This window comes from Streptomyces sp. NPDC007896 (genome assembly GCF_042959425.1).
GTDB lineage: Bacteria > Actinomycetota > Actinomycetes > Streptomycetales > Streptomycetaceae > Streptomyces.
Genome location: NZ_JBIBKX010000003.1, coordinates 123,982 through 150,149, shown reverse-complemented (window position 1 = coordinate 150,149; position 26,168 = coordinate 123,982). Strand labels below are relative to the sequence as shown.

The 26,168-nt window shown below is 68.5% G+C and carries 24 protein-coding genes; 7 read left to right on the top strand and 17 right to left on the bottom strand.

Going from position 1 to position 26,168, the window contains the following annotated elements:
* The first annotated feature begins 233 nt into the window (after nt 1-233).
* The gene (locus tag ACFZDJ_RS11850; RefSeq protein WP_390931108.1) at nt 234-737 is read left to right on the top strand and encodes a GtrA family protein; all 504 of its coding nucleotides are present in this window, start codon (nt 234-236) and stop codon (nt 735-737) included.
* A gap of 235 nt (nt 738-972) precedes the next feature.
* A complete protein-coding gene (locus tag ACFZDJ_RS11845) occupies nt 973-1,722 on the top strand; it encodes a response regulator (protein WP_391058097.1) in 750 nt (249 codons plus the stop codon).
* Nucleotides 1,723-1,756: 34 nt separating this feature from the next.
* Here the strand turns inward: ACFZDJ_RS11845 and ACFZDJ_RS11840 are convergent, their stop codons facing one another.
* A complete protein-coding gene (locus tag ACFZDJ_RS11840) occupies nt 1,757-2,410 on the bottom strand; it encodes a TetR family transcriptional regulator (protein WP_391058094.1) in 654 nt (217 codons plus the stop codon).
* A 112-nt stretch (nt 2,411-2,522) separates the two neighbouring features.
* Nucleotides 2,523-3,176 carry a TetR family transcriptional regulator gene (locus ACFZDJ_RS11835; RefSeq protein ID WP_391058091.1) on the bottom strand — a complete coding sequence of 218 codons (654 nt, stop codon included), beginning with the start codon at nt 3,174-3,176 and terminating at the stop codon, nt 2,523-2,525.
* A 349-nt stretch (nt 3,177-3,525) separates the two neighbouring features.
* Between ACFZDJ_RS11835 and ACFZDJ_RS11830 the strand changes: the two genes are divergently transcribed.
* The 4 genes from ACFZDJ_RS11830 (at nt 3,526) to ACFZDJ_RS11815 (ending at nt 7,981) form a co-directional block, all read left to right on the top strand.
* Nucleotides 3,526-5,007: an MFS transporter gene (locus tag ACFZDJ_RS11830; RefSeq protein ID WP_391058088.1), complete on the top strand. Its 1,482-nt coding sequence runs from the start codon at nt 3,526-3,528 to the stop codon at nt 5,005-5,007.
* A 111-nt stretch (nt 5,008-5,118) separates the two neighbouring features.
* Nucleotides 5,119-5,838: an alpha/beta fold hydrolase gene (locus ACFZDJ_RS11825; protein WP_390931098.1), complete on the top strand. Its 720-nt coding sequence runs from the start codon at nt 5,119-5,121 to the stop codon at nt 5,836-5,838.
* A gap of 36 nt (nt 5,839-5,874) precedes the next feature.
* Nucleotides 5,875-6,657, top strand: coding sequence for an SDR family oxidoreductase (locus tag ACFZDJ_RS11820; protein WP_390931096.1), 783 nt, complete (start codon nt 5,875-5,877; stop codon nt 6,655-6,657).
* Between the two features lie 160 nt (nt 6,658-6,817).
* Nucleotides 6,818-7,981, top strand: a complete 1,164-nt coding sequence (locus ACFZDJ_RS11815) for a histidine kinase (RefSeq protein WP_391058085.1) — start codon at nt 6,818-6,820, stop codon at nt 7,979-7,981.
* A gap of 28 nt (nt 7,982-8,009) precedes the next feature.
* On the opposite strand, the gene ACFZDJ_RS11810 is transcribed toward ACFZDJ_RS11815, so the two are convergent.
* The 15 genes from ACFZDJ_RS11810 to ACFZDJ_RS11740 all read right to left on the bottom strand — a co-directional run bounded on the left by ACFZDJ_RS11810 (nt 8,010) and on the right by ACFZDJ_RS11740 (nt 25,078).
* Nucleotides 8,010-8,510 (bottom strand): flavin reductase, encoded by a 501-nt coding sequence (locus ACFZDJ_RS11810; protein ID WP_390931093.1) that lies wholly within the window; start codon nt 8,508-8,510, stop codon nt 8,010-8,012.
* Nucleotides 8,511-8,646: 136 nt separating this feature from the next.
* Nucleotides 8,647-10,128 carry an AMP-binding protein gene (locus ACFZDJ_RS11805; RefSeq protein ID WP_391058082.1) on the bottom strand — a complete coding sequence of 494 codons (1,482 nt, stop codon included), beginning with the start codon at nt 10,126-10,128 and terminating at the stop codon, nt 8,647-8,649.
* 28 nt (nt 10,129-10,156) lie between these two features.
* Entirely contained in the window at nt 10,157-10,468 is a 312-nt protein-coding gene (locus tag ACFZDJ_RS11800) for a hypothetical protein (RefSeq protein ID WP_390931089.1), read from the bottom strand.
* 51 nt (nt 10,469-10,519) lie between these two features.
* Nucleotides 10,520-12,937, bottom strand: coding sequence for a CoA transferase (locus tag ACFZDJ_RS11795; protein WP_390931087.1), 2,418 nt, complete (start codon nt 12,935-12,937; stop codon nt 10,520-10,522).
* 20 nt (nt 12,938-12,957) lie between these two features.
* Nucleotides 12,958-13,917: an enoyl-CoA hydratase-related protein gene (locus tag ACFZDJ_RS11790; protein WP_390931085.1), complete on the bottom strand. Its 960-nt coding sequence runs from the start codon at nt 13,915-13,917 to the stop codon at nt 12,958-12,960.
* Nucleotides 13,918-14,004: 87 nt separating this feature from the next.
* The gene (locus ACFZDJ_RS11785; protein WP_390931083.1) at nt 14,005-15,129 is read right to left on the bottom strand and encodes a M24 family metallopeptidase; all 1,125 of its coding nucleotides are present in this window, start codon (nt 15,127-15,129) and stop codon (nt 14,005-14,007) included.
* A complete protein-coding gene (locus tag ACFZDJ_RS11780) occupies nt 15,119-16,330 on the bottom strand; it encodes a M24 family metallopeptidase (protein WP_390931081.1) in 1,212 nt (403 codons plus the stop codon). Before ACFZDJ_RS11780 ends, ACFZDJ_RS11785 begins: the two co-directional genes overlap by 11 nt.
* A 62-nt stretch (nt 16,331-16,392) precedes the next feature.
* Nucleotides 16,393-17,556, bottom strand: coding sequence for an amidohydrolase family protein (locus tag ACFZDJ_RS11775; protein ID WP_390931079.1), 1,164 nt, complete (start codon nt 17,554-17,556; stop codon nt 16,393-16,395).
* Nucleotides 17,557-17,940: 384 nt separating this feature from the next.
* Nucleotides 17,941-18,978: a TIGR03617 family F420-dependent LLM class oxidoreductase gene (locus tag ACFZDJ_RS11770; RefSeq protein WP_391058079.1), complete on the bottom strand. Its 1,038-nt coding sequence runs from the start codon at nt 18,976-18,978 to the stop codon at nt 17,941-17,943.
* A 27-nt stretch (nt 18,979-19,005) separates the two neighbouring features.
* Nucleotides 19,006-19,827, bottom strand: coding sequence for a glucose 1-dehydrogenase (locus tag ACFZDJ_RS11765; RefSeq protein WP_390931075.1), 822 nt, complete (start codon nt 19,825-19,827; stop codon nt 19,006-19,008).
* A 104-nt stretch (nt 19,828-19,931) separates the two neighbouring features.
* Nucleotides 19,932-21,176: a cytochrome P450 gene (locus tag ACFZDJ_RS11760; RefSeq protein ID WP_391058076.1), complete on the bottom strand. Its 1,245-nt coding sequence runs from the start codon at nt 21,174-21,176 to the stop codon at nt 19,932-19,934.
* Between the two features lie 27 nt (nt 21,177-21,203).
* Nucleotides 21,204-21,398, bottom strand: coding sequence for a ferredoxin (locus ACFZDJ_RS11755; RefSeq protein ID WP_390931072.1), 195 nt, complete (start codon nt 21,396-21,398; stop codon nt 21,204-21,206).
* A gap of 339 nt (nt 21,399-21,737) precedes the next feature.
* Complete coding sequence (locus ACFZDJ_RS11750; RefSeq protein WP_391058073.1) at nt 21,738-22,388, bottom strand: TetR family transcriptional regulator; 651 nt, start codon at nt 22,386-22,388, stop codon at nt 21,738-21,740.
* Between the two features lie 200 nt (nt 22,389-22,588).
* Nucleotides 22,589-24,097: an alpha/beta hydrolase domain-containing protein gene (locus ACFZDJ_RS11745; RefSeq protein WP_391058070.1), complete on the bottom strand. Its 1,509-nt coding sequence runs from the start codon at nt 24,095-24,097 to the stop codon at nt 22,589-22,591.
* A gap of 90 nt (nt 24,098-24,187) precedes the next feature.
* On the bottom strand, nt 24,188-25,078 hold the full coding sequence (locus ACFZDJ_RS11740) for a helix-turn-helix domain-containing protein (RefSeq protein ID WP_390931067.1): 891 nt from the start codon (nt 25,076-25,078) through the stop codon (nt 24,188-24,190).
* A gap of 125 nt (nt 25,079-25,203) precedes the next feature.
* Here ACFZDJ_RS11740 and ACFZDJ_RS11735 point away from each other — a divergent pair, with 125 nt between their 5' ends.
* Nucleotides 25,204-26,166, top strand: coding sequence for an SDR family NAD(P)-dependent oxidoreductase (locus tag ACFZDJ_RS11735; protein ID WP_390931065.1), 963 nt, complete (start codon nt 25,204-25,206; stop codon nt 26,164-26,166).
* Nucleotides 26,167-26,168: the final 2 nt, after the last annotated feature.

Genomic DNA, 26,168 nt, shown 5'->3' with positions numbered 1-26,168 from the left:
CACGGCGCCTCACACACCGAGACCGGTTGTACGACGTCAGCCGCAAGCTCGGCGACCGACGACTGAAGTCGCGCCCCTCAGCGGCGCCGGCCCCACGTGACCCCGTCGTACCGCACTCTCGTGGACGACAAAAAGCCTCCCACATGCTTGCCTAAGTCAAGCAATCCGCTTATGGTTGAGTAAGTTAAGCAATTACGTCCCATCGAGGCGCCGCCGCTCCGGAAGGAAGCCCCATGAAGTCACAGCTCACGAGGAAGCCCGCCGTGGCGACTCCGGCCCCACCCGGCCCCCTTGGCTCGTTCATCCGGTTCGTGATCTTCGGCGGCGGTATCGGGGTCCTCTCCAGCTTCGCCGTGCCGCTGCTGGGCATGACGATGCCCTGGGCCGTATCGAACGCGATCATCACCGTCGCCTCCACCCTGCTGTGCACCGACCTCCACGCCCGCTTCACCTTCGGCAAGGGCCGCGGTGCCGGATGGGGCGAGCACTGGCAGTCCGCAGGCTCAGCCACGGTCGCCTACGTGATGACCAGCGCCGCGGTGCTCGTCCTGCACCTCGTGCAGCCCTCCCCCAGCATGCTGACCGAGCAGATCGTCTACCTCAGCGCCTCCGGCCTCGCCGGCATAGGCCGCTTCCTCGTCCTGCGCCTCTTCGTCTTCGCCACCCGCCGCGACCAGAGCGCCCGACCCCAGAAGCAGAACTGGACCGTCGCCGCGTCCACCCTGGTTCCGGCGTAGGACGCCCTTCCGTCGAGATCCGCGGCCCCGACGTCGCAAGGAGTAGAACGCTTACTACGGCCGCATTACTCGCCCTCTCCAGGTTCGACCCTCCGGCGGAGGGAATCACCAGGAGCCGCCCATACCGTGAGGTGAGGGCCGGGATCGCCCAGCGACTCGCCTTCTCGCGACGCCATGACTCAAGTTGTCGGCCAGATCCGATTCCACCGTGATCCATAGCCCTCAGGAGAAGACAGTGCATGTACTCGTCGTCGAGGACGATCGAACCGTCGCCGATTCCCTGGAGCGTGGCCTCGCCCGCTACGGCTTTCACGTGACCTCGGTGCCCACCGGACGGAGCGCGCTCACCGCCCCGGCGGCGGACATGGTTCTGCTCGACCTCGGCCTGCCGGACATGGACGGCCTGGACGTCTGCCGGGAGTTACGTGCCCGCAGCGATGTACCGCTCATCGTCATCAGCGGGCGGGGCAGCGAGACGGAGAAGGTCGTCGGCCTCGAACTCGGCGCGGACGACTACATCGTGAAGCCGTTCCTGATACGTGAGCTGATCGCGCGGATGCGAGCGGTGCTGCGCCGGCGCCCCATCGGGCCCTGCCCCCCAGAGCTCACCCCCGGCATGAGCTCCGTCCGGCCCGGCCGGTGCCAGGTGTCCCCTCCGCGCCCGCCGCGTGACATGTGCGGCCGGGTGAGCGTCGACCGCCGGGCGCATCGCGCCTTCCTGGACGGAACGGAAATCCCGTTGAGCCCCAAGGAGTACGCCTTGCTGGCCTTTCTCACCGAGCGAGTGGACAACTTGGTGACCAGGGAGGACATCATGACGGCGGTCTGGGACAGCAACTGGTCGGGCCCGACGAAGACCTTGGACACCCATATAACGGCCCTGCGTCACAAGCTCGGTGACGCCCTGTGCATTCAGGCAGTCCGCGGCGTCGGTTTCCGACTGGGAGTCAGATCTGACGAGACCTCAGAAGTGTCCGCGTCCTGATCCAGTTGTTGAATCTTGTGTGGAGCAGAGCGCCTTACTCGCAGCTGACGGGTGCACGCCAGACCGCGACGATCGCGTCGATCAGGCCGGTGGCCGTGCTGTGCCAGTTGTCACGGGGTGTGGGAGTGTTCACGGCCAAGGCACGCTCACGTTCGGCGCAGGCGTGCAGGATCAGATGGCGCGCCATGGCGGTGCGCTCCGCGCGCACCTCGGCCGGGAGCTCGGGAAGGCATCGGTGCAGGCGGTCGAGGAACTCTCCCATCGCAGGGGAGGTGAAGGTCTCCTCGACCATGAGGGCGTGGAGTGCCGGGTCGCTCATCACGTGGACGCAGAACCGCGCGTACCAGCTGGGGTTGCCCAGGGTCACCAGGTACTCGGGAATGGGAAGCACCAGACAGGCCACCAAGTCCCGCAGTTCGGTCGAGTTCCGGGTCTCGACCAGCAGTCGCGCCCGGATCTGCTCGACCTGCTCGGTGTGCCGCCGGACGATCGCGCGGATCAGGTCGGCCTTGGTGCCGAAGTGGTAGCTGACCGCGGCATTGTTGCCCTGCCCGGCGGCCTCACTGATCTGACGATTGGCAACCGCGTGCACCCCGCGCTCAGCGAACAGCCGCTCCGCCGCCGTCAGGATCAACTCACGTGTACTGCCCACTTGTTCGGCTCTCTTCGCCCTAGCCGCCGCAGTCATCCGACCTCCCTCGATTCGAAGCCGTCGAAGAGTCAGGGAACACCACTGCCCCAAGACGGGTCAATCACTTGATTTAAACATTTCAAAATCTGTGGACCCGACCACCGCCGGCTCACACCTCGGGCGTGACCGGCGCCCCCCAGAGTGCGACGATCGCGTCAACGAGGCCCGTGGCGGCCTCGTGCCAGGTCGCGCGAGGAGTGACGACGTTCTCCGAGAGGGCTCGCTCCCGCTCGACGCACATCTGCGTGATCAGGTGGCGCGTCATAGCTCCGCGCTCCACGCGCACCTCAGGTGGCAGGTCGGGCATGCATCGTTCCAGACCGTCCCGCAACCGCCCCAACGAGGGGGAAACGGAATAGAACGCCTCGGCCGTGACCATGTCCAGTGCGGGGTCGGTCGCGACCTGGGCGAAGAAGCGGGCGTACCAACTGGGGACACCCAAGGATTCCAGGTGCCCGGTGACGGGTCGCACCGCGCAGGCGACCCAGTCCTGCAGCTCGGTCGAGTCGCCGGCCGCGGCCACCATGCGGGCGCGGTCCTGCTCCATCCGCCCGGCGTGCTTGCGCACGATGGCACCGACCACGTCGGCCTTGGTGCCGAAGTGGTAAGCGATGGCGGCGTTGTTGCCCTGTCCGGCGGCCTCGCTGATCTGACGGTTGGCGACCGCATGCACCCCGCGCTCAGCGAACAGCCGCTCCGCCACACTCAGAAGCGCCTCCCGCGTCGAGCTGACCTGTTCATTCCGCCTCGTCCTGCCTGCCATCACCACCACCACATCGGGACATCGCACTGTCCCGCGACGGCCGGTCCCGCAGGCCACCGCGGATTCCCTGCCGAGCCGACCAGGCCATATGGCGAAAGAGCGGGCACGGGCCCACCGAATGCGCTCCGACCTCCCCCGCCGACAGCAGCCACTTCCAGCGCCGCCGCACGGCGCGCCGACCAGCGCACAAGTTGCACTCTCCACGACTCCTTCACTGGTGTTCTCTCTTGATTCAGGCTTGTCGACTTGAACATGCGCCCACCCCCAGCTACATTTTAAATCAACCCGTTGATTTAAGCCAGACTTCAACGGATCCGACCACATCTGCCTGCTCAGACGGAGACCAGCCATGCCCCACACCCCCGCCCCACCCACGGACACCAAAACGTCCGCACCCCCCAACCCGAACGTGATCGTGACGGTGCTGGCCTTCGCCGGGATCGTGGTCTCGCTGATGCAGACCCTCGTCATCCCGATCGTCCCGGAACTGCCGAAGTACCTGAACGCCTCGGCCTCCGACACCGCCTGGGCCGTCACCGCCACTCTCCTCGCCGCCGCCGTCGCCACCCCCATCGCCGGCCGCCTCGGCGACATGTACGGCAAACGCCGCATGCTCCTCCTCAGCCTCGGCGCGGTGACCGCCGGCTCGTTCGTCGTCGCACTCAGCGACTCCCTCACCCCGATGATCATCGGACGCCTTCTGCAGGGCCTGTCCGCCGGGGTCATCCCGCTCGGCCTGAGCATCATGCGTGACGAGATGCCCGCCGAACGACTCGGCTCCTCCACCGCCCTCATGAGCGCCTCCCTCGGCATCGGCGCCGCCCTCGGTCTGCCCATCGCCGCCTTCGTCGCCGACAACTTCGACTGGCACACCCTCTTCTGGGCCTCCGGCGTCCTCGGCGCTCTCTCCCTCGTGCTCGTCCTGATGCTCGTACCGGAATCCAAGGTGCGCTCCGGCGGACGCTTCGACCTGGTCGGCGGCGTCGGCCTGGCGGCCGGACTCGTCGCTCTGCTGCTGGCCATCTCCAAGGGCGGCGACTGGGGCTGGGGCAGCGCCACCACCCTCGGCCTCTTCGCCGCCGCCGTGATCGTCCTGGTCGCCTGGGGCTTCTTCGAACTGCGCACCACCCAGCCGCTGGTCGACCTCCGCACGACCGCCAAACCCCAGGTCCTCTTCACCAACCTCGCCGGCCTCGCGTTCGGCTTCTCCCTCTTCGCCCTCCAGCTGGTCGTCCCCCAGCTCCTGCAACTGCCCAAGGAGACCGGCTATGGCCTCGGCGAGAGCCTGCTGACCGTCGGCCTCGTCCTCGCTCCCCAGGGACTGGTCGTCATGATCGCGGCCCCCCTGTCCGCGAAGATCTCCAAGGCCTTCGGCGCGAAGTACACGCTGATGATCGGCGCCGTCATCGTCGCCGCCGGCTACGCCCTCAACATCTTCATGATGAGCGAGGTCTGGGAGCTGATCTTCGTCTCCTGCATCGTCGGTGCCGGCGTCGGATTCGCCTACGGCGCCCTGCCCACACTCATCATGAGCGCAGTGCCGGTATCCGAGACGGGATCCGCCAACGCCGTCAACACCCTGCTGCGCTCCATCGGCAGCTCTCTGGCCAGCGCCATCTGCGGCGTCATCGTCTCCCAGATGACCATCAACTTCGCCGGCCACGCCCTCCCCTCCGAGAACAGCTTCAAGGTGATCATGGCCATCGGCTGCGGCGCCGCCCTCCTGGCCCTTCTCCTCGCCTCCTTCCTCCCCCGCCGCACGGACGCCACCGCCCCCGGCACCCCCGCCGAAGCAGCCACCATCGCGGACACCGCCGGACAGAAGGCCTAAGCGTCTCAGGGGGCGAGCCTGCCTGAGCCGTTCGCTGGCACGGTCGGTGCTCCGCCCCCGAGAGGGCCCCATCCGAAAACCGGTACATCCCTCGACACCAGGAGAGCGATCATGGCCACGTACGTCCTCGTACCCGGCGGAGCACACGGCGGCTGGTGCTACCAGCGCGTCGCCCGGATCCTGCGGGAGGCTGGCCACGACGTCTACACCCCGACCCTGACCGGCGTCGGCGAGCGGTACCACCTGCTCAGCCAGGACATCGACCTCGACTTCCACATTCGCGACGTCATCCAGGTGCTGACCTACGAGGACCTGCACGACGTGGTCCTTGCCGGGCACAGCTATGGAGGCATGGTCATCACAGGGGTGGCCGACTTGGCCGTGGACCGGATCGGCCACCTCGTCTACCTGGACGCGGCCACACCGGTGAACGGTCAGTCGCTCGCCGACATCTCGCCACCGCAGATGCAGGCGGCCCGTGCGAGGGGCGATTTCGTCAACGGTGTCGAGGTCGTGCTCCAGCCCGGGCGGGAGCCGATCCCGCACTACGGCGTGACCGACCCGGACGACATCGCCTGGATGACACCGAAGCTCACACCCCACCCCTACCAGTGCTTCGACCAGAAACTGCATCTGGACAACGAGGTCGAACTCTGGCAGATCCCACAGACCCACATCGTCTGCACCAACACCATCCCCCACCGCGATCCCGTGCTCCTGGCCAAGGCCCGCGCCAACGGAAGGCTCTGGGACATCGACACCGGACACGACCTGATGATCACCGAGCCCGAGGCCGTCGCCGCCTGCCTCCTGCGCGTACCGACCGCCTGACCCACCCCGACAGCAGTTCAGAAAACTGGAGTTTAGATGACCGTCGCAAACCAACCGCCGCACCAGCCGGGCGGTCTGCTCGAAGGCAAGGTGGCCGTGATCACCGGAGTCGGGGCGGCCGAGACGATCGGTGCGGTCACCGCCGCGGTGTTCGTCAAGGAGGGCGCACAGATACTCGCCGCCGACATCAGCGGCGCTCAGAAGGACACGGCGATTGCCCTTGGCCCCGCGGCGGTTCCCTTCCAGGCCGACATCACGCGCGAGGAAGACGTCGAGGCGATGTTCGCCCACGCCCTGGAGACCTTCGGGCGCGTCGACATCCTGGTGAACGTCGCCGGCAACCCCGGCGGGCGACGCGGCGACGAGGTCACGGTCGAGGAGTACGAGAGCCTCACCTCCGTGCACCTGCTCGGCACGCTGCTCACCAACAAGCACGCCGTGCGGGTGATGGCGCCCGCCGGTGGCGGTGCCATCGTGAACTTCTCCTCGGCCGCCTCCTTCAACACCGACAGACTGATTTCGCCGGCCTACTCCGCAGCCAAGGCCGGCATCAACTCCCTCACCAAGTCCTACGCCGTGCACTACGGACCCCAGAACATCCGCGTCAACGCCGTCGCACCGGGCTTCACCATGAGCAAGAAGAACCGCGGTCTGCCGCCCGAGATCGAGGAGAGCCTGAGCAACAAGGCAGCGCTGTCCCGGCCGGGCACCCCCGAAGAGCAAGCCGACGTCGCCGCGTTCCTCGCCTCGGACCGGGCCTCGTTCGTGACCGGAGTCGTGATCCCCGTCGACGGGGGTTGGACCGCGAAGCTCGCCTGACACGGTAGACAGCCTCCTGGGCCATGTCCCGTTGATCGACTCGTTGGAACTACCGCTGCCCGCCGGTGCCGTCCCGGCGGGCAGCGGTGCCTCGGCAGCACCCCCACAGAAACCCAATCGTCGCGCCACCGGAGGCACGCCGTAGAACAGGACCCCCACCATGATCATTGACTTGAAGCGGTACCCACGCGGTCACCCCCGTAGCGCCGCCGCGGCCGCGGCCGCGGCACTCCTCGCCTGTTCCTTCGCCGGCAGCTTCATCACCCTCCCCGGCCGCGATCTGGACATCGCGTGGTGGCCCGGCGTCCTCCTGACAGGCGTCTCCTGCACCGTCCTGATGTGGCGCCGCAGCCATCCCCGCACCACGGTGGTGCTGACCACCGCGTGCACCATGGGCGTGGTCGCGCTCGGCTACGTCGTCACCGTGCTGCTGCTGGGACCCCTCATGGTCGCGCTCTTCTCGCTGGCCGCCCGCACGCGGCGAAGGGTCGCGAACACCTTCGCCTGCGCCTCCATCGCGCTGCTGGTGGTGACCGGGATGCTCGACGGCCCCGCCGGCGAACCGCTGCTGTTCAGGCTGCTGGGCCCCACCGCCTGGCTGCTGTTGCCCACCGCCCTCGGTACCGCGAGCCGGCTCTACCGGGCCTATCTCGAAGAAGAAGCCCGTCGGCGCGTCTCCGACGAGCGCATACGCATCGCCCGCGACCTGCACGACGTCGTCGCCCACCACCTCGTCCTTACCAAGCTGCAAGCCGGCGCTGTGGTTCGCCTGGTCCATGCCCGGCCCGCCGAAGCCGAGCAGGTAGCCACTGAGCTCACCGACACCGCCGCCGCGGCCCTGAGCGAACTCAAGGCCACCGTCGGTCTGTTGCGCCGCGCGGACGACACGGAGCAGCCCATGGAACCGACCCCGGGAGTCGCGCAACTCACCGAGCTGACGGCCTCGTTCCAAAGTGCCGGGCTCGCTGTCACTGTCGCCACCGAAGGTGAACCGCGGCCGCTCCCGGCCGGAGCGGACCTCAGCGCGTACCGCATCGTGCAGGAGGCGCTCACCAACGTCACCAAGCACGCCACCACCCGAGCGGCCGAGGTCCGGCTCGCGTACTCGGAGGACCACCTGTGTATCACCGTCACCAATGACGGATCCGCGGCATCGGTCAACTCCCCTTTCCCAAGGGGTGGTTACGGCATCATCGGGATGCGGGAGCGCGCCCGCTCCGTAGGCGGGGAGCTCCGCGCGGGTCCGCGAAACCAGGGTGGCTTCGAAGTGGTCACCCAACTGCCACTGCGGCCGCGGTCGTTCCAGGAGACAGCGACATCGTGACATCCAGGGCGACGGCGCAGACGGCGGATCAGTCGCTCGCCGCGAGGGTACGGAACCGGCTCGCATGGAAAATCAACGGTGTGGTGTCGGGTTCCGCACGCAGTGCGTGGATGCGCAGCAGGGCGATCGCGTGGTCGCCGGCCGGGATCTCCACCTCCACCGAGCAGTCGAGCCAGGCGGTCGCCCCGTGCACGAACACCGCGCCCCCCGCGGTCGGTTCCCACTCCACCCCGGCGAAGCGGTCGCCCTCCTTGCGGGAAAGGCTCACGCACGCCACGTCGTGGTCGGCGGCGAGCACACTCACTCCGAGCCTCGGGCAGTCCCGCAGCTTGGGCCAGGTCCTCGACGAGTCCTGCACGCACAGCGACACCAGCGGTGGACTCAGCGACACCGAGGTGAACGAGCTGGCCGCCATCCCGACTGGGGTGCCGCCCAGCAGTGCGCAGACCGCGGTCACGCCGGAGGGAAAACATCCGTAGGCCCGCCGTAGAACCGTCGGGTCGGTGGACAGTGCCTCTAGTGTGATCACTGCGGGCTCCGTGCGGGCACGGGAAGCCGTGCCGAGGTCAGCCCTCGGGGGGCGGCTGCGACGGTCGCTTTCATTCTCGTCCTCGTTTCTGCACCCCTGTCGGGCACGCGGGCCTGCGGCGGTCGCCGGAGCCGGCTCAGCGGCTCAACTCCGATCGCACTTCGTGTCGCAGTACCTTGCCGGTGGCGGTGCGGGGTATCTCGTCCCATACGACGATGCGGTCAGGTGTCTTCGAGCCACGCAGCAGCCGCCGCACCTCGGTGCGCAGGTCCTCACCGTCGAGCGAGACTCCTCGGGCGGGAACCACGGCCGCCTCGATGCGCTGGCCCCACTCCTCGTCCGGTACGCCGACGACGACGGCGTCCGCGACTCCCGGCTGGCGGAGCAGGACGTCCTCGATCTCGGCGGGTGCGATGTTCTCCGCGCCGCGGATGATGGTGTCGTCCGCGCGGCCCTCGACGAAGACGAAACCCGCCCGGTCGCACCGGCCGAGGTCGCGGGTGTCGAACCAGCCGTCGGTTACCTCGGAGGCGACACCGGCGTACTTCCCGGACACCTGGGCGCCGCGCACCCAGACGCGTCCGGATGCCCCGGGCGGCACGGGTGCGCCGTCCTCGCCGCGGATCTCGATCTCGATGCCGGGGATCGGGCGTCCGGCGGAGTGCAGGCGCGCCCGCGCCCCGGGATCCTCGGCTGCGAGGGCCTGGCGGTGGTCTTCGGGGCCGAGGACGGAAATGGTCGAGCTGGTCTCCGTCAGCCCGTACGCGCCCACGAACCCGACGTGCGGCCACTCTTCCAGCGCCCGTTCGATCACCCGGGGCGGCATCGCGGCACCGCCGTAGGCGAGGGTCCGCAGGGTCGGCACCGACCGGTCTGCATCCTGCTCCTCCATCAGCCGGGCCAGCATCGTCGGCACCACCATGGCGTTGGTGACGCGCTCGGCACGCACCAGCTCCAGCCACCGCTTCGGCGAGAACGTGTCGAGGACGACCAGTCTCCGGCCTGCGTAGATGTTGGTCAGGACGTTCGACACGGCGGCGATGTGATACGGAGGGACGCACATCAACGCCGCGTCGTCGGGCTCCGCGCTGCCGAACTCCACGCTTCCGATGACGTACGAGACCAGGTTGTCGTGTCGCAGCACGACGCCCTTGGGCGCCGACGTCGTCCCGCTGGTGTAGATGATGACCGCGGCCGGGTCGGCCAGCCCGGGCGGCGGGCTCGCGTCATGTTCCGCCTGGGTCTTGGCGACCGTCGCGTCGAGCCATGCCGACGGTGTGCACGAGAGTGCCGCGACCGGGGGAAGCAGCGGGGCGTGATGGTCGTCGGCGATGACCAGGGCGCCGGTGTGGTTGGCCAGCAGCGCCGACAACTGCTCTGCGCCGAGCCGGTAGTTGACGGGGACGAAGGGCACCCCTGCCCGCGCGGCCGCGAACAGGGCGACGGGGAAGGCCGGTCCGTTGGCCGCGAGGTGGATGACCGAGGTGGCGCCCGACCGGGCTACGAGATCGGCGCCCCTGCGTACCGCGTGGCGCAGATCCTGGGCGGTGAGTCCGTCGTCGCGGGTGCCGACAAGTGTGCGGTCGGCGAACCCGTCGGCCGCCATGTCCAGAAGCATCGTGAGGTCCATCGACGTCCGTCCGGGGTCAGTCGGAGGCGGGCAACGGCTTGGCGCTCTTCACGGCCAACGGCACACCTCCGACGGCGAGGGTGCCCCGACCGGGTCTGGTGCACAGCAGTTCCACGCCTCCGTCCGCGGTGGCGTAGCGCTTGCCGAGCAGAGTTCCGGTCGCGTGCTCCGGATCGAGGGTCTGCTGGGCTGTGGCGTCGTGCTGCGTCTGATCGACCATCGGCCGGCCTCCGCAGGTCACTTCCTGTCCGTCCGCTGCCCAGCGGACGACCACGACGCTGGTGCTGTCCACCGTGCTCGCGAGCATCATGCCGATCCGTGGCTGCATGTCGGCTCCTTCCTTTCGATGGTTCGTGGACCTGGCGATCTCGTCGGCGGCCTACAAGGCAGGCGCCCGGCCGATCACCCCGTCGGCTTCGAGCGCGGCGATCTCCGGCTCGGTGAGCCCCAGTTGGGCCAGCAATTCGTGGTTGTGCTCCCCGAGCAGGGGTGCGTGGCGCAGATGGTGCCGGCCGGGTCCTCGGGAGAGCTTGACCGGCAGGGTGCTGTGCCGGGCGCTGCCGTTCACGGGATGCTCGACCTCCTCGAAGAAGCCGCGGAACTGCAGTTGCGGCAGCTCGGCCACGCGGTGCGGGTGCACCCCCTTGCCCACCGGAACTCCGGCGTCCCAGAGGAGCTCGACAATCTGGTCGGCGCCGCGTTTCCGGCACCAGGCCCCGAGGTGCTCGTCGATCTCGTCGTGGCGCCGTCGCCGTCCGTCGGCGGTGTCCAGACCGGGGTCCGTCGCCCATTCGGGCCGGCCGATCGCGTCCCGCAGTGCGGCCCACTGCTCGTCGGTGGCCACCGCGACCGCGATCCAGGTGTCCTCCCTGCCGAACTCGTCGATGTCGGAGGTCAGATACAGGTTCTGGGGCGCGGCGGTCGGTCCGCGGTTTCCGTCCCGCTGCAGGAGGGCGCCGTGGGCGGAGTGCTCGATGACCTGTTCGGCGGCCACGTTGAGGGCGGCGTCGACCATCGCGGCCTCCACCAGAACTCCCTCGCCGGTGCGGCGCCGGTGTTCCAGTGCCAGCAGCAGACCGTTGAGCGCGTGCACACCCGCGTTCGGGTCGCCGATCGAGTAGGGCTCGATCGGATTCTGGTCGGGGTGGCCGGTCAGCCAGGTCAGCCCGGACGCGTCCTCGATGACGTAGGCGAAGGCGGCGTGATCGCGCCACGGGCCGTCGAGCCCGAAGCCGGGCATGCGGACCATGATGGCGTCGGGCCGGATCGCCCGTATCGCTTCGTAGTCCAGGCCGACCTGGTTCAGCACCCGCGGGGTGTAGTTCTCGACGATCACGTCGGAGATCGCGATCAGTTCGCGCAGCAGTTCCCGCCCGCGCTCGGTCTGGAAGTTGAGTGTCAGGCTCTTCTTGTTGGTGTTGAGGCCGGAGAAGATCGGCGACCTCTCCCACCACTGGTCCACGGTGGCTGCCACGCCCGCCATCAGCCGGGTTCCGTCGGGCCGGGAAGTAGATTCCAGATGGATCACCTCGGCGCCGAGCAGGGCGAGGACGTGTGTGCACGACGGACCGGCCCAGAAGGCCGTCATGTCCAGGACCCGCAGGCCGCTGAACGGCAGCCGGTCCTCGCCGGTGTTCGGCCCGGCGGTCGGCCGCGGAGTGCGGGGTGCGGCACGGAGGCTGTCGGTGTGTTCGCCGAGGTGCGGCGCCGACTCCATGGGCCGCAGCCGCGCCGGCTGAAGGCGGTAGGGGTGATCGGGTTGGAGGAATCCGTCGCGGGGGTTGCGCAGGAAGGTTCCGCGCGCCTCGTAGTGCTCCATGGCCGGGGCGTTGGCGCCGTTGGCCACCAGGGCGTTGGGGATCCGGAACGCCGTCGCCAGTTCGCGGACCTCGGCGATGGTCCGGCTGCCGATCCACTCCTCGATCACCGGGGCCACCTCGTTGGTGCGGTCGACGATCGAGTACGGGTTCTCCTCGTCGATCCACTCGGGGTGGCCGACCATCGCGCAGAGGTCGGAAAATTGTTGGGGGGTCGCACACCCGAGGGCGATGAGGCCGTCCTTGGCCACGGTCACCCCCGGCAGCATCAGCGACCGGGCGCTACGCCTCGGCCCGCCCCGCATGTCGAGCCACGTGACCGAGTAGTAGGTGAGGCTCAGGACGTGTGCCTCGAGCATCGAGAGATCGACGAGTTCACCACGGCCGCTGCCCAGGCCGCGCAGTCGCGAGGTCAGGGTCCCCGCGGCCGCGTACGCCCCCGAGACCCAGTCCCCCGGCTGCCCTCCGATGGAGACCGGCGCTCGGTCCGGTGCGCCGCGGCCCGTTCCGAAGATTCCACCGGACCACGCCTGGAGGGTGAACTCGGTGGCCGGACGGTCCCGCCAGGGTCCGTCCAGACCGAAGGGGGTGATCGACGTTACCGTCAGGTGCGGGTGGCGTCGATGGATCTCCTTCGGGGAGAACTCCGCAAGCCCGGCGACGCGCGAACCCGGGGACCACACCACCGCGTCCGCCGCCCCCAGCAGTTCATGCACCAACTCGAGGTCCGCGGGACTGCCGGGGTCGACGACGACGCTCTGCTTGGAGCAGGACAGGTAGCTGAACAGGGCTCCGCCTCCGTCGGGGTCGACCGCGGCGCCGGAGACCGACCGGCTGCGCAGCGGATCGCCCTCCGGCGGCTCGACCTTGACGACCTCCGCGCCACCGTCGGCCAGCAGTTTGGTGCAGTACGCGCCGGCGATCCCTGTGGACAGATCGACCACGGAATAGTCGCTGAGCGGCGGTTCAACGGGGGACATCAGCGGCTCCCATCTGTTGGCTACTTCTTCTTGCGACCGGTCCGGCTCAGCCGCCATTCGGGCGGGAACTGATCGTCGTTACCCCTGACCGCGTTGGGGATTCCCCCTGCGATCACGTCCTCGTCCAGGACCAGATCGTCACCGTCGGGGCGGGCGATGTTCCCGATCGACTCGAAGAGTCCGGTCAGCATCGAGCCCATGTACTCGCCCTGGTGCTGCTTGTACATCTCGAAGAAGACCTTCTGCATGAAGACCGTGTCCGTCGGCCGGTTGCGGGCACAGGCCAGCGCGTACTTCTCCACCTCCGTCTCCAGGTCGTCCCTCGGGACGACGCTGTTGACGAAGCTGCACTCGTACATCTCCTCGGCGCTGAAGGGCCTTCCGGTGAAGACCATCTCCTGGAACTTCCGCAGGCCCATCATCTGCACCCAGGTCCACATCCGGGGGGCCCAGCCGATGTAGCGGAAGGCGGGATGACCGAAGAGCGCGTCGTCTGCGGAGATCACCAGGTCGGCGTCGGCCGCCTGGTAGAAGTGCCAGCCGTAGCAGTACCCCTTCACCTCAAGGATGCTGATCTTCTTGAAGTCCTGGAGACTGCGGCAGCCGCCCAGCGGGCTGGCGTAGTACTGGCCGAGGGTTCCGCCATACCGGTAGGAGTCTTTGGGGGGATACCGTACGTCGTCCTCGCTGAGCCTGAGTTCGCTCAGTCGCGGTCCGGCCGTGGGCGCGTCGTTCATCTCCATCACTTCGGTGATGTCGGCGCCGGTGCCGAGGTGGTCACCGACGCCGCGGATGACCAGGACCTTCACGTCGTCGTCGACGTTGGCACGGTGGAGCAGGTCGGCGTAGCGGAGCCGCGACGCCGCGGTCGGAGCGTTGAGGTGATCGGGCCTGTTGAGCGTGATGGTGGCGATCTTCGTCTTGGGGTCCTTCTCGTAGAGGATGATCTCCTCCGCCGAGGGACGCGCGCTGTCGGTCATGTGCTGGGAGTCCTTTCCCGTCTGGGTGGAGGGCGGTCAGGGCCGGAGCGGGCGGCCCTGACCTTCGGGGTTGGCCGACCGGCGGAGCTACGGCCTCCAGAGGGGACTTGACGTGAGCAGCTCGGGTCCGTCAGCCGTGATGAGGACCGCCTCGCGCCCGAGGACGGCGCCCACGCCCTCCTGCCAGACGTAGCCGGTCACGGACAGCACCATGCCGACTTCGAGCCGTTCCTCGGCCGCGGTGGCCGGCAGGCCCGACGTGACGACGGGCGGGTCGAAGCCGAGGCCGAGGCCGCGTGCCACCGGCATCGGGGGCAGCGGTTCGCCGGCGGTGTCGTAGGCGGCGAGCAGGTCACTGGCCTGGGCACCCGGACGGCAGGCGTCGGACAGCAGGGCCCAGAGCGCGTCCCACCGCCCGTACAGGGCGCGGATGGCGCTCAGGTCCCCGCCGTCGACCGGCCAGGTACGTCCGACTTCTCCGATGTACCCGCCGGCGACGACTCCCGCGGTAAAGGCCACGAGGTCGCCCGCGCCGATGCGGCCGTCGCCGTTCACCAGCCGCCAGTGATGCTCCCGGGAAGTCCTCCATGCGACCTCCTGGGCCGAGGGCGTGGCCACGCCTCCGGCCGCGGCCGCCTCCAGGAGTACGCCGGACAGCTCGGCCTCGGTGACTCCCGGGCGAAGCTCGGTCACGGCCTTGGCCAGGGCGGCCTCCGCCACGCCGATGGCTTCGCGGAGAGCCACCACCTCTTCGGCCGTCTTGATGCGGCGGGCGGCGCGCAGGGCGAGCTCGCCGTCGACCAGTTCGGCGACCGGGAAGACCTTGGACAGCAGCTCCGCGATGCTCGGGGTCAGGGCGTCCGTGCCCACCCGGCGGGCCGTCGAGGTCCCCTCGATCCCCCGCAGAACCGTGACGTAGTTCATCGGGTTCCAGCTCAGCGGGTAGAGCCGCTCGTGCGGAATGTCGTCGGGGATCCCCTCGTCCCACGTGCTGAGCATGTGGATGGCCCCGGTGGCGCGGACCACCACACACGCGGGGAAGAAGGGATGGGTCCCCGCGTTCGACAGACCCCGCGCGCCGCTGAGGTAGCGGACGTTGGCGCCTCGCCCGAGGACGAGGACATCGAGGTCATGGGCTTCCATTTGTGCCAGCGCACGCTCCCGCCGCCCACTGCGGAGAGCGCGGTCGTCCGGCAGGACCTCAGTCGCCATAAGGCGCGTAGGTGTAGTCGGTCAGGGCAGTCCAGCCCTCTTCCTCGATCACAAGGACCTCCTCGCTGCGGTAACCGCCGGTGCCGTCCTCCCAGACCACCGGCTCGAGAATGAGCACCATGCCGGCTTCGAGCACCACGCTTTCGTCGAACTCCTGGCCGAGGTCGGTGCCGATCAACGGCATCTCGGCGGCGTCCGTGCCCATGCCGTGTCCCAGGTAGAAGTGGGGCAGCCAGGGCTTCGAGCCGCCGTTGGCCTCGGTGGCGGCCCGCGTCAGATCGGCTGCGCGGGCCCCGGCCCGCGTCACCTCCTTCGTCGCGGTCAGGATGTCGAACCACCTCGTGAACTGCGCCTGTTGGCGTGGGGTGGGATCCTGTCCGACGATCCAGGTCCGGCCGAAGTCCGACATGTACCCGGCGTAGTTGATGCCGACGTCGGTCCAGAGCACATCACCCTTCGCCAGCTCCCGCTCCGTCGTCAGCAGCGGGAGGGCGAGGTCGCCGTGGGTGGTCCACACGCCCTCTGCCCGGGAATGCGGCATCACCTGCCAGATGGGGTCGAGCACGTTGGCCAGGGCGCCGTACTCGTAGACCTTGCGCAGGAAGCGGGCCGACAGGTCGATCTGGCGCATCCCCGGGGTCAGCGTCTGCGTGACCTCGGCCATGGCCTGTTCGGTGATCCGCAGGGCCTTGCGGATCGTGGACAGCTCGTCGGGAGTCTTGATCAGCTTGGCCGCGCCCAGGACCGATCCGGCGTCGCGGGGTGATCCGGCCGGGAGCAGCGCCTTCTCGGCCCTGCGCATCGCCCCCGTCAGCTCGTCGACCGCCACCACCGCGCCGGCCGGCACCAGGTCCGCGATCACGGCGGCGAAGTTGCGCACTCCTTCGTCGTACTCGAGATAGACCGGCGGATGCACATGGTCGGGCGGCAACAGCGGCTCGGAGGAGGCCCCTTCGCGGAACGGCATGAACAGATGGGGCCACTCATCGTCCGCCACGACCACGGCGACCGGGCGGTCGACGTGGGCCAGGCCGGCGTCGCCCAGCGGCCAGCTGGCGCCGGTCGCATAGCTCACGGCACTGTTGCCGAGCAGGATCAGGGCGTCGACGCCCTGAGCCGCCATGGCCGCTTTCAGACGGGCGCCACGTTCGCGGCGCATACGGACCAGATCGGGTGTGTCCGGAATGTCGATGACGGTCATTCCCGCCTCCCACACGATGTCATGGAGCTTCGCCGTCGCTTTCTCTGCGGGTCCGGACCGGCCTACAGGCCGAGGAATCGCTTCACGTTGCCGCTGACGATCTTGGCGGCGTTCTCGGGGCCGACGGCGTCCGCGATCATCGCGATCGACTTCTCCGAGTAGCCGAAGGTGCTCTCGTTGTGCGGGTAGTCCGCGGCCCACATGACCTTGTCCACTCCGATGTGCTTGAGCAGTTCCATGGCGAGCGGATCGACCATGAAGGACGCGTACATGTGGTTGTCCCAGTAGTGCCGGACGTCGTGCTCCACCGGCCGGTTCAGCATGTGACGGTAGGAGGCGAGGATGTGCTCGGCGTCCTGGAGGACGGAGGCGACCCAGCTCGCGCCGCCCTCGAACCAGCCGATCTGGAGCCCCGGGTGACGGTCGAGGATGCCGCTGAAGACATACCGGCCCCACACCTCGTGGAAGCCGGTGACGTTGTTCACCATGCCGACGCAGTAGGCGTTGAACTCACAGGGGGACTTCAGGCCGGTCTCACCGATGTGGTGGGACACGGGGAGCCCCGCCTCCTCGACCTCTGCCCAGACGGCGTCCATCGCGGTGCTGCCGTAGTCGATGACGTTGCCCTCGACGTCCTTGCCCGGCGACAGCGGCATCAGGAAGGTCCTGATGCCGAGGCTCTTGAGCTCGGCGAGGGTCCTGCGGGCGCCCTTGGGGTCCCACCAGTTGATGAGACCGACGCCGTAGAACCGGCCGTTCGACTGCTCCTGGAGGCCGGCGATGTGCTCGTTGTAGGTGCGGAAGCAGAGCTCCCGCACCTCCGGGTCGGGGTAGTGGAACAGCGCCAGGAGGGCGTTCGGGAAGGCCAGTTCCTTCTCGATGCCGTCCGAGCGCAGTTCGTCCAGACGGCCCTGGATGTTGCCACTGTTGGAGCCGGTCAGCGGGTCGTACTGCATGAGGACCCGGCTGAACTCCTTCGGCAGGAACGACTTGCCGCCCACGCCGATCTCGAACGCGCCGTCCTCGTACCAGATGCGCGGCGCTTTGTTCTTGAGCCGCTCGGGGAACCGCTCGTAGAAGATGTCGTCCGCCAGCGAGATGTGATCGTCGGCGGAGAAGATCTCGGTGCCCGGCGGAAGGTTCAGGGCACTGCCCGTGTGGCCACGCCGATCCTTCGGCGCGCGAAGCCCCTCGGGTGGGTACAGCGTCTCTGCTTGGCTGGACATCACTGTCCTCCGATCGGATGTACGACGTTGCGGAAATACGCTGGACGACACTGCCCACGAAAGCGCTCTGTGAGATTTCCGGTAGGCAGAGATTCGTCGATTCCGGGCCGACGAAAAGTCATGGCACGGAGGTCAGGTGTCTGTTTCGGCCAGACGAAAAAGAATCGCCGGGAAGGGCCGTCGCCTATCGAGTGGGACGTGGGGCCACGGCATGCATCACGGGTCTCACCGTGGAATGACTTCGCGCACTAATTCTCTGACGCATCGCGATCGTCCATCGCGAACCTCCTCAGTGCCGAGCTGCGTTGCTCGCATTTCGAGTCAACACCTTCCCCGACACCGTGTCAATCGGTTGATTTAAATTTGCGGAAGGAGAATTGACGATCAGTTGTCCGAAGCCTCGCGGCTCAATTCCTGGACCACGGGCGCCCATACTTCTGGGTCGATCTCGTAGGTGGTGTAGAAGGACACCCTGTCCACGAGAGTTCCGTAACGCCGACGGATCTCGCTGGCGATATCGCCCGGTTCCGCCACCACCGCGAAGGCGTTCAGTACGTCGTCGTCGACGAGTTGGCCCATGACCTGCCATCTGTCCTCGCGGGAGGACTTCGACAGCGCGTTGAGCTCGTCGCCGAGCTCGCCCCAGCCGTGCAGGTCCAGCACGCCGCGGTAGGCCGGAGTGCTGCCGTAGAAGGCGATCTGACGCCGTGTGTGTTCCACGGCGTGGGCCAACTCCTCCTCGGTGCGTCCGGTCGCGGTGAGCAGCAGATAACTGACACAGAAGTCGCCGCGGCTCCTTGCGGATTTCGCGAGCCCACGCTCGATCACCGGCAGGGTGACCTCCCGCAGATACCGCTCGGTGGTGAACGCGTGGGCGAGCATGCCGTCCGCCACCTCACCCGCGACGGCGGTCATGGCCTCACCGACGGCCGCCACGAGTACCTTGGGCGGCTTCCCGAGAGGGGTCGGCGGTGGCGAGAAGAACGGGGTCATCAGGGTGTGCGTGTAGAAGTCCCCGCGGAAGTCCAGCTTCGTTCCGTCGTTCCACGCGGACCAGATCGCGTGCAGCGCTGCCACGTACTCGCGCATGCGGCCGGCCGGCTGGCTCCACGGCATCGAGAAGCGCCGCTCGATGTGCGGTTTGATCTGGCTGCCCAGGCCGAGCGTGAAGCGCCCGTCGGAATAGCTCTGGAGATCGTGCGCGGTGTACGCGAGTTGCATGGGAGAGCGGGCGAAGGCCACCGCAATGGCCGTGCCGACCTCCAGGCGTTCGGTGTCCTCGGCCGCCAGAAGCAGCGGAAGGAACGGGTCATGGGCGGCCTCGGAGGTCCACAGCCCGGCGTAGCCCGCTTTCTCGTGACGCCTGGCCTCTTCCCTGACCTCCGAGGCGCCCCACACGTTGAGCGTGCCGTCCACTTTCATGGGGATTCTCCACGTAGATCCGGAGTTTCAGGAGGCGGCGGTGTCGGCCTGGGCCGTCGCGGAACTCGAGAGCTTCATGCGCCTCATGCCCGCCGACGTGCCGCCGTCGACTGTCAGCAACGTGCCGGTGACGTGCGACGACCGGTCGCTGACCAGGTAGGCGACGGCTTCCGCCACGTCCCTGGGTTCCCCCACCCGCTTCAGCGGCTGAATGGCCGCCATCACAGCGCGAATGTTCTTGGTCATCTCGGCGGACGCGGTGGCCGAGGCCAGCAGCTGCGTGGGGATGCCGCCCGGCGCGATGCAGTTGACCCTGATGTCGTGCTGCGCGAGGTCGATGGCGACGCCCTTGCTGAAGTGGACGACCCCTGCCTTGGAAGCGGCGTAGATCGGCACGCCGGGGTTGCCCATGACGCCGCCGATGGAGCTGATGTTGACGATGGATCCGCCGCCGTTCACCGCCATGTGGCGAGCGGCCGCCTGGGTGCCGGCCATGACGCCGAGCAGGTTGACCGACATGATGCGCTGGAAGTCGGCGAGTTCCTCGTCCAGGAAGCTCTCGCGGTGGGCGCCCGCGACGCCGGCGTTGTTGACCATGATGTGGAGGCTGCCGAACGTCTCCACGGCGAAGGAGACGAGTTCCACGACCTGCTGCGGATCCGACACGTCCGTCTGCCGGAACCGCGTGTCAGGACCGAAGTCGGCGGCCAGGGACTCGCCCGACTCCCGGTTGACGTCGGCGATGACGACGCGCGCACCCTCCTCCAAGAGCTTCTCGGTGATGGCGCGGCCCAGACCTCCGGCCGCACCGGTGACTACGGCGACTCTTTCGGACAGTTCTTTGGCCATCGTCTTTGATGTCCTCTCGTCCTGATCTGATGAATGCGCGCGCCGTGGATCCGAACCTCCGGGCGCCCGAAGGGGCCGAGCGCCCGGCTACAGGGCGTGCTCGACTACCAGGTGACCGGCAGCTCGTACACCCCGTACGCGAGCCGGTCATGCTTGAACTCGATCTGATCGACCGGCTTGGCCAGGCGCAGCGTGGGCACGCGGCGGAAGAGCGTGCCGTAGACAACCTGGAGTTCCACGCGGGCCAGTTGCTGGCCGATGCACTGGTGGATGCCGAAGCCGAACGCGTTGTGGTGGCGGGCGTTCTCCCGGTGAAGGTCCAACCGGTCGGGCTCGGGGAACGTGTTCGCGTCCCGGTTGGCGCTGAGGAGCTCGATGATGATGCCTTCGCCGGCGCGGATGACCTCGCCGTTGATCTCGATGTCCTCCGTGGCGATCCGGCGCTGGCCGCCGTGGATGATGCCCAGGTAGCGCAGCAACTCCTCGACCGCTCCCGCGACGACCTTCGGGTCCTCGGTGTCGCGAAGGACCGCCAACTGGTCCGGGTTCTCCAGCAGCGCGACCGTGGCGAGACCGATCATGTTGGCGCTGGTCTCGTGCCCGGCGCTGAGCAGCCCCAGGCCCATCATGGAGGCCTCGGGCAGGGTGATCTCACCGGCGTTGACGCGTTCCGCGATGTCGGAGAGCACATCGTCGGCCGGCTCGGCGGACTTCTTCTCGATGAGCCCGACGAGGTAGTCGTTCAACGCGCGGAACACACCCATGGCCTGTTCGGGAGTCGCGTTGCGCCTGATCCCGTCGGAGGCACTGCGATGGATGAACTCGTGGTCCTCGTGCGGCACGCCCAGAATCTCGCTGATCATGAACGTCGGCAGGGGCAACGCCAGCGCCTCGACGATGTCGGCCGGCTTGGGTCCGGACAGCATCGTGTCGATGAGGTCGTCGGTTTTCTTCTGGATGTCGGTGCGCAGCGCCTCGACACGTTTGAAGGTGAACGGGCTGGTCATGATCCGGCGGTACCGGGTGTGCTCGGGAGCATCCGAGTTGAAGACCGAACGCGGGCGGTGCTCCACGCCCGCCGCCATGCCTTCGTGCCAGTGGGGGAAGCCCGGCAGCCGCTCGTCGGCACTGACTCGGGGATCATTGAGCAGGGCCCGCTGCTCGGCATGGCCGGTGACGATCCAGGGAGTGCTGCCGTCCCAGATCCGTATCCTCGCCAGGCCCTTCCCGCCGGTGAGGGACCGAAGGGCCGGAGGGGGGTCGAACGGGCAGCCTTCCGCCCTGGGCAACGGCCAATTGGGGAGCTCCGCTGCCCTGTCGCTTGTGGTACCTGTCACTGCGTTGGACATGTCCATCCTTCGGTCTGGGCCGGGTCGTCATTCCTCGATGTGGATGGCCAGGGCGGGGCAGACGGCGGCCGCGTACCGGACGTCGTCGGCAAGTTCGGCGGGCGGTTCGGCGCTGAGCAGCACGGCGACACCGTCCTCGTCACGCTGGTCGAACACGTCCGGGGCGTTGGCCACGCACTGTCCGGCCGCAACGCACTTGTCCTGCTCGATGGATATCTTCATGGGAAGGCTCCTCACTGCCATGAGGCGAAGCAGTGCCTCACGGAACGGCGGGAATCGACTGGCGACAGGCTGACGCTTCGTCAGAAGCGCAGACCTCACGGGTCCTGCGGACCGGCATCCCCGCCGGCGCAGATCCTCGGAGAGAACGACGCCGACAGGTGGGGGCACCACGCGACGCACGGAGAATCCCCTCAGAGCCGGTCTCCGTCGACCGCACTTCCGAGTGAACTCCCGCCCAGAAGTTAAGTCAACGGGTTGATTGAAACTTTCTGCCGCGGGTTCTGCCGCCGCGTACTCGGCCAGTCGCGGACAGCCGCGCGGGGAGCACGCACGCCGTCGCTACGAGACGTGGGTGACAGGTGCCTGCCACAAACCGACGATCGCGTCGACCAAGCCGGTGGCGGCGCCGCGCCAACTGGATCTGGGGGTGGCCGCTCCGTCGGCGAGAGCACGCTCCCGCTCGGCACACATGTGCAGGCTTACCTGCCGGGTCATGGCGGTCCGCTCCGCGCGCACCTCGACAGGCAGGTCCGGGAGGCACCGGTGCAGGTTGTCGAGGATCTGCCGCTGCACGGGAGGGGTGAGGGTCTCGTCGACCACGATCTCGTGCAGCACGGGGTCGACCATCACCTGGGCGCAGAACCGCGCGTACCACGTGGGGTTGCCCAGGGCCGCCAGATGCTCGGGCAGCGGGCGCACCAGGCAGGACACCCAGTCCCGCAGGTCGGTGGAGTCGCCGACCTCGGCCAGAAGGCGTGCGCTCACCTGCTCGATCTGCTCGGTGTGTTTGTGTGCGATGGCCCGCACGAGGTCCGCTCTGGTGCCGAAGTGATAGCCGACCACCGCCGTGTTGCCCTGTCCCGCGGCCTCGCTGATCTGCCGGTTGGACACGGCGTAAACACCGCGCTCGGCGTAGAGGCGCTCCGAGGTGCTCATAATGAGCTCCCGGGTCGCCCTGACATGCTCGGCCCGCACAGTCCTACCGGCCATGCACAGTTCCTCCGGGGATTCTTGGTGCTCCACCTGACAATTGCCGAGTTGCGGTGCACAGTACACTCAAACCGCCGAAACCGACTGTGTAAAGCCCTCTGTGAAGCAAGTTCCCGCGCGGGAAGACGTCGACCGGCGACGGTGACCTTGGGCGGATCGCCGCCGGAGTCTGCGATGTCGTCACGAACCCACTCCGGGTGTCAGGACTGTGCCGGTGCCTTGGACCACTCGGCGGCCGCCTGCTCGAGGAGGGTCCGCCGGTCGGCTTCGAGGAGCAGCCGCTGTGTCACCAGTCTGGTCGCCAGAGTGTCGTAAGCGGCGAGATAGCGGTCGAGTGAGCCGTAGCGTCCGCGCAGGTCGTCGCCGGTGAAGGGCTGCCAGCCGCCGGAATTCCCGCAGGTGGCCGCGGAGTTCGCGGTGGACACAGGCGTCAGCGCCGGCGGCGCTGGTGAGCCGAGGGGCAGGTCGGCCGCGGGGAATCGCACTCCGCCCAGCGGGAAGCCGTCGCCGTCGACCTGGGGCACCGACACCTCGCGACCGGGCAGCCCGTTCAGAAGTGCGGGGTCGGCGGGCTTCGCCCCGGCCGTGAACAGCCGCTCCGGCGGCATCGGAGCCGGCCCGCCGACGCCGACTCGACGCTCCAGGGCGACCAGCATCGCCCGCGAGTAGGGCCGGTTGTCGATCGCGTTGAGCGGAATGACCTCGCCGCTGTTGCACCCTTGGGCGAACGCGGAATCCGCCTGGGCCTGCGTCAGCGTCGGCCTGTGAGCGGCGGGCCAGTCGTACCGGTGGTAGCCGGTCACCGCATACGCCTGCCGGGAGATACTGGCCCGAAGCCGGTAGTAGTCGGTGTATGCGGCCACATCCACGAAAACAGGGTCAGTCCTGGGTCGGCGCAGCACCTGTCGCGGAGTGAGGGGGACTCCGTCGGGCCTGACATAGGCGGTCTGCGGTTCGCCGTCGGCGGCTGCGACGGCGTTGATTGCCAGTTGGTTGCCGACGCCGTCCTGAGCGTACGCACCCTGGAAGACCTGTCCGCGCGCGTCGTTGAATCCCTCGGCGACGAAGCTGGTGACGAACCAGGCTGCCTGGCTCAGCCCGACGAGCAGCAGGTACCGGTAGGAGCCCAGCGGTGAGTCTGCGTCGCCGAGCCGGCCCTCGCGCAGCAGTCGGCCGAAGTCACGGACGATCACCTGGCCGACGCCCTGCGCGGCTGCCGGGACGCCCGGCGAGTAACCGGTCTGCCACTGCACTCGCGCGTAGGAACGTGTGCCGTCGAACAGGAAACCGCTACCCATCCCGGACGTGTACGACACGTCCTGCGGTGCACCTCCCGGCACGTCGAAGCCGTTGAAGTCGCGGAGCATCAGCGGGGTTCCGCGGTTCTCCGCCTCCACCACGATCGAGCCACGTGCGTCCTCGCCGACCGGGCGGATCACCTCGAAGCCGGATGTGTAGGCATGGACGCCGTCACCGGCGACCGTGTCGAACCCCGCAACGGGCTCGTCGCCCGACACGGATCCGGAAACGGTGCCGGCCAGCCGTTCATACGGCGTGCCACCGAACGTGCCCAACGATTCCCGGCGCGTCACGCTGACACCGGTGATGCCCGATGTGCGGTCGGCCACCGACGCCGAGGCGGGAGCGGGCGTCGGCAGGGCGACGGTCGTACCGAGCGCGAGGAGCAGAAGCGAGCGGCGATTCAACACAGGGTCTCCCAGGGGGATGTGGCTGAAGTTCTGAAGTTGCCGAGGGGCAACGGATCCAGGTGGCGGCCCTCGCGGTGCCCCGCCCGCCGGCTACGAGGCCGACCGGCCGTGTGGTGAGCCGCCTGTCGGCGCTGTGGGGCCCACGATCGCGTCGCTGTCGGTGAGTTGGGCGAGACGGGCCAGCGACTGGGCGGATTCGCCGTTCGGGGCGGCATGGAAGAAGGCCAGGTGCTGGCCGTGGGTACCGGTGATGGCGAGCTTCTCGTAGTTCAACTCCATCCGGCCGACCCGCGGGTGCGTCAGGACGACCCTGCCACTGGCGCAGCGGGCCACCTCCTGCCGGGCCCACATGCGGCAGAACTCCTCGCTGCGCAGGGACAGTTCACCGACCAGCTCGGCAAGGTGCCTGTCCCGGCCCTCGGGACCGGCCAGCGCGCGGATCCCGGCGACCATGGTGGCCGCGACGCGCTCCCAGTCCTGGTCGTCTCCGTCGTACATCGCCCTCACCGCCGCGTCGAGGAACACGGAACGCAGCGCGTTCTCGCCGGGAGTGATCGCCGGGGAAAGCGCCGTGGCGAGGGGATTGGCGACGAGGACGTCCTCGTAGCGGTTCATCACCATGGCGGGGATGTCGGTGCGGGAGAGCACGAACTGCCGTATGCCGTCAGGCACCCGCTCGGTGCGACGGCGAGCGGGGCGTGGCCGCTCGGGCGAGGCGAGGCGATGCAGGTAGGCGGTCGCCTCCGCGTCGAGGCCGAGCACGCGGGCCAAGGCGTCCAGGACCTGGGCGGACGGGTGGTGGTCGCGGCCTTGTTCCAGGCGGAGGTAGTACTGCGCGGAGAGCCCGGCCAGCTGTGCCACCTCCTCCCGGCGCAGCCCCGGCACGCGCCGCCTGCCGTGGGCCTCCAGACCGACGTCCCCGGGTGGGATGCGGTCACGACGGGCCCGCAGAAAGGCGCCCAGTTCGTTGCTCCGACTCATGTCACGCCCCCACGACGCCCCTGGGTGCCGACGGATGCCGGTGAGCCTGTCCCTGTCGGGGTCCTGGCTGGACGGACCGCCGAGGCACAGAGTGCTGCCGAAGCCACCTCTCCCGGAGGAGCACCATGACCAACGGCACCCGCCTCACCACGCCCTTCACTCGCGACACCACCGCCGACGAGGTCCTGGCCGACGTCGACCTGACCGGCCGTCGCGCGGTGGTCACCGGCGCCTCCTCCGGCATCGGCATCGAAACCGCCCGCTCCCTGGCCAGGGCCGGCGCCGAAGTGACCCTCGCCGTCCGCAACACCGAGGCGGGACACTTGGCCGCCGCCGACATCACCGCCACCACCGGCAGCACCAAGATCGAGGTGTCCGCCCTGGACCTGACAGACCAGGCGTCGGTGGCCGCCTTCGCCTCCGGCTGGTCCGGCCCGCTGCACATCCTGGTAAACAACGCCGGCATCATGGCCGTGCCCGAGCTGCGCCGTACCCGGGAGGGGTGGGAGTACCAGTTCGCCACCAACCATCTCGGCCACCTCCACCTCGCGCTCGGCCTGCACACCGCGCTCGCCGCCGAGGGCGCGCGCATCGTCGCCGTCAGTTCCTTCGTCCATCTGCACACTCCGGTCGACTTCGACGACATCCACTTCGACCGCCGCCCGTACGACCCGTGGCTCGCCTACGGCCAGTCCAAGACCGCCAACGTGCTCTTCGCCGTCGAGGCGTCCCGGCGCTGGGCCGACGACGGCATCACCGCCAACGCCCTGCACCCGGGCGGCATCCGCACCGGCATCCAACGCCATCAGGCGGCGATTCTGGAGTCGAACCAACACGCCCAGGAGGTCATGGAGCGCTTCCCCTGGCGCACCCCCGAACAGGGCGCGGCAACCTCGGTGCTCCTTGCCGCCTCCCCCCTGGTGGAAGAGCTCGGCGGACGCTACTTCCAGGACTGCGACGAAGCCCTTCCCCACGACCCTGCCACCGTCGAGGACGTCCCGGAGCCGACGGGCGTGGCCGCTCACGCTCTGGATCCGGGGGCCGCCGAACGGTTGTGGACCGTGTCCCGGAAGATGCTCGGCCGTTGAGG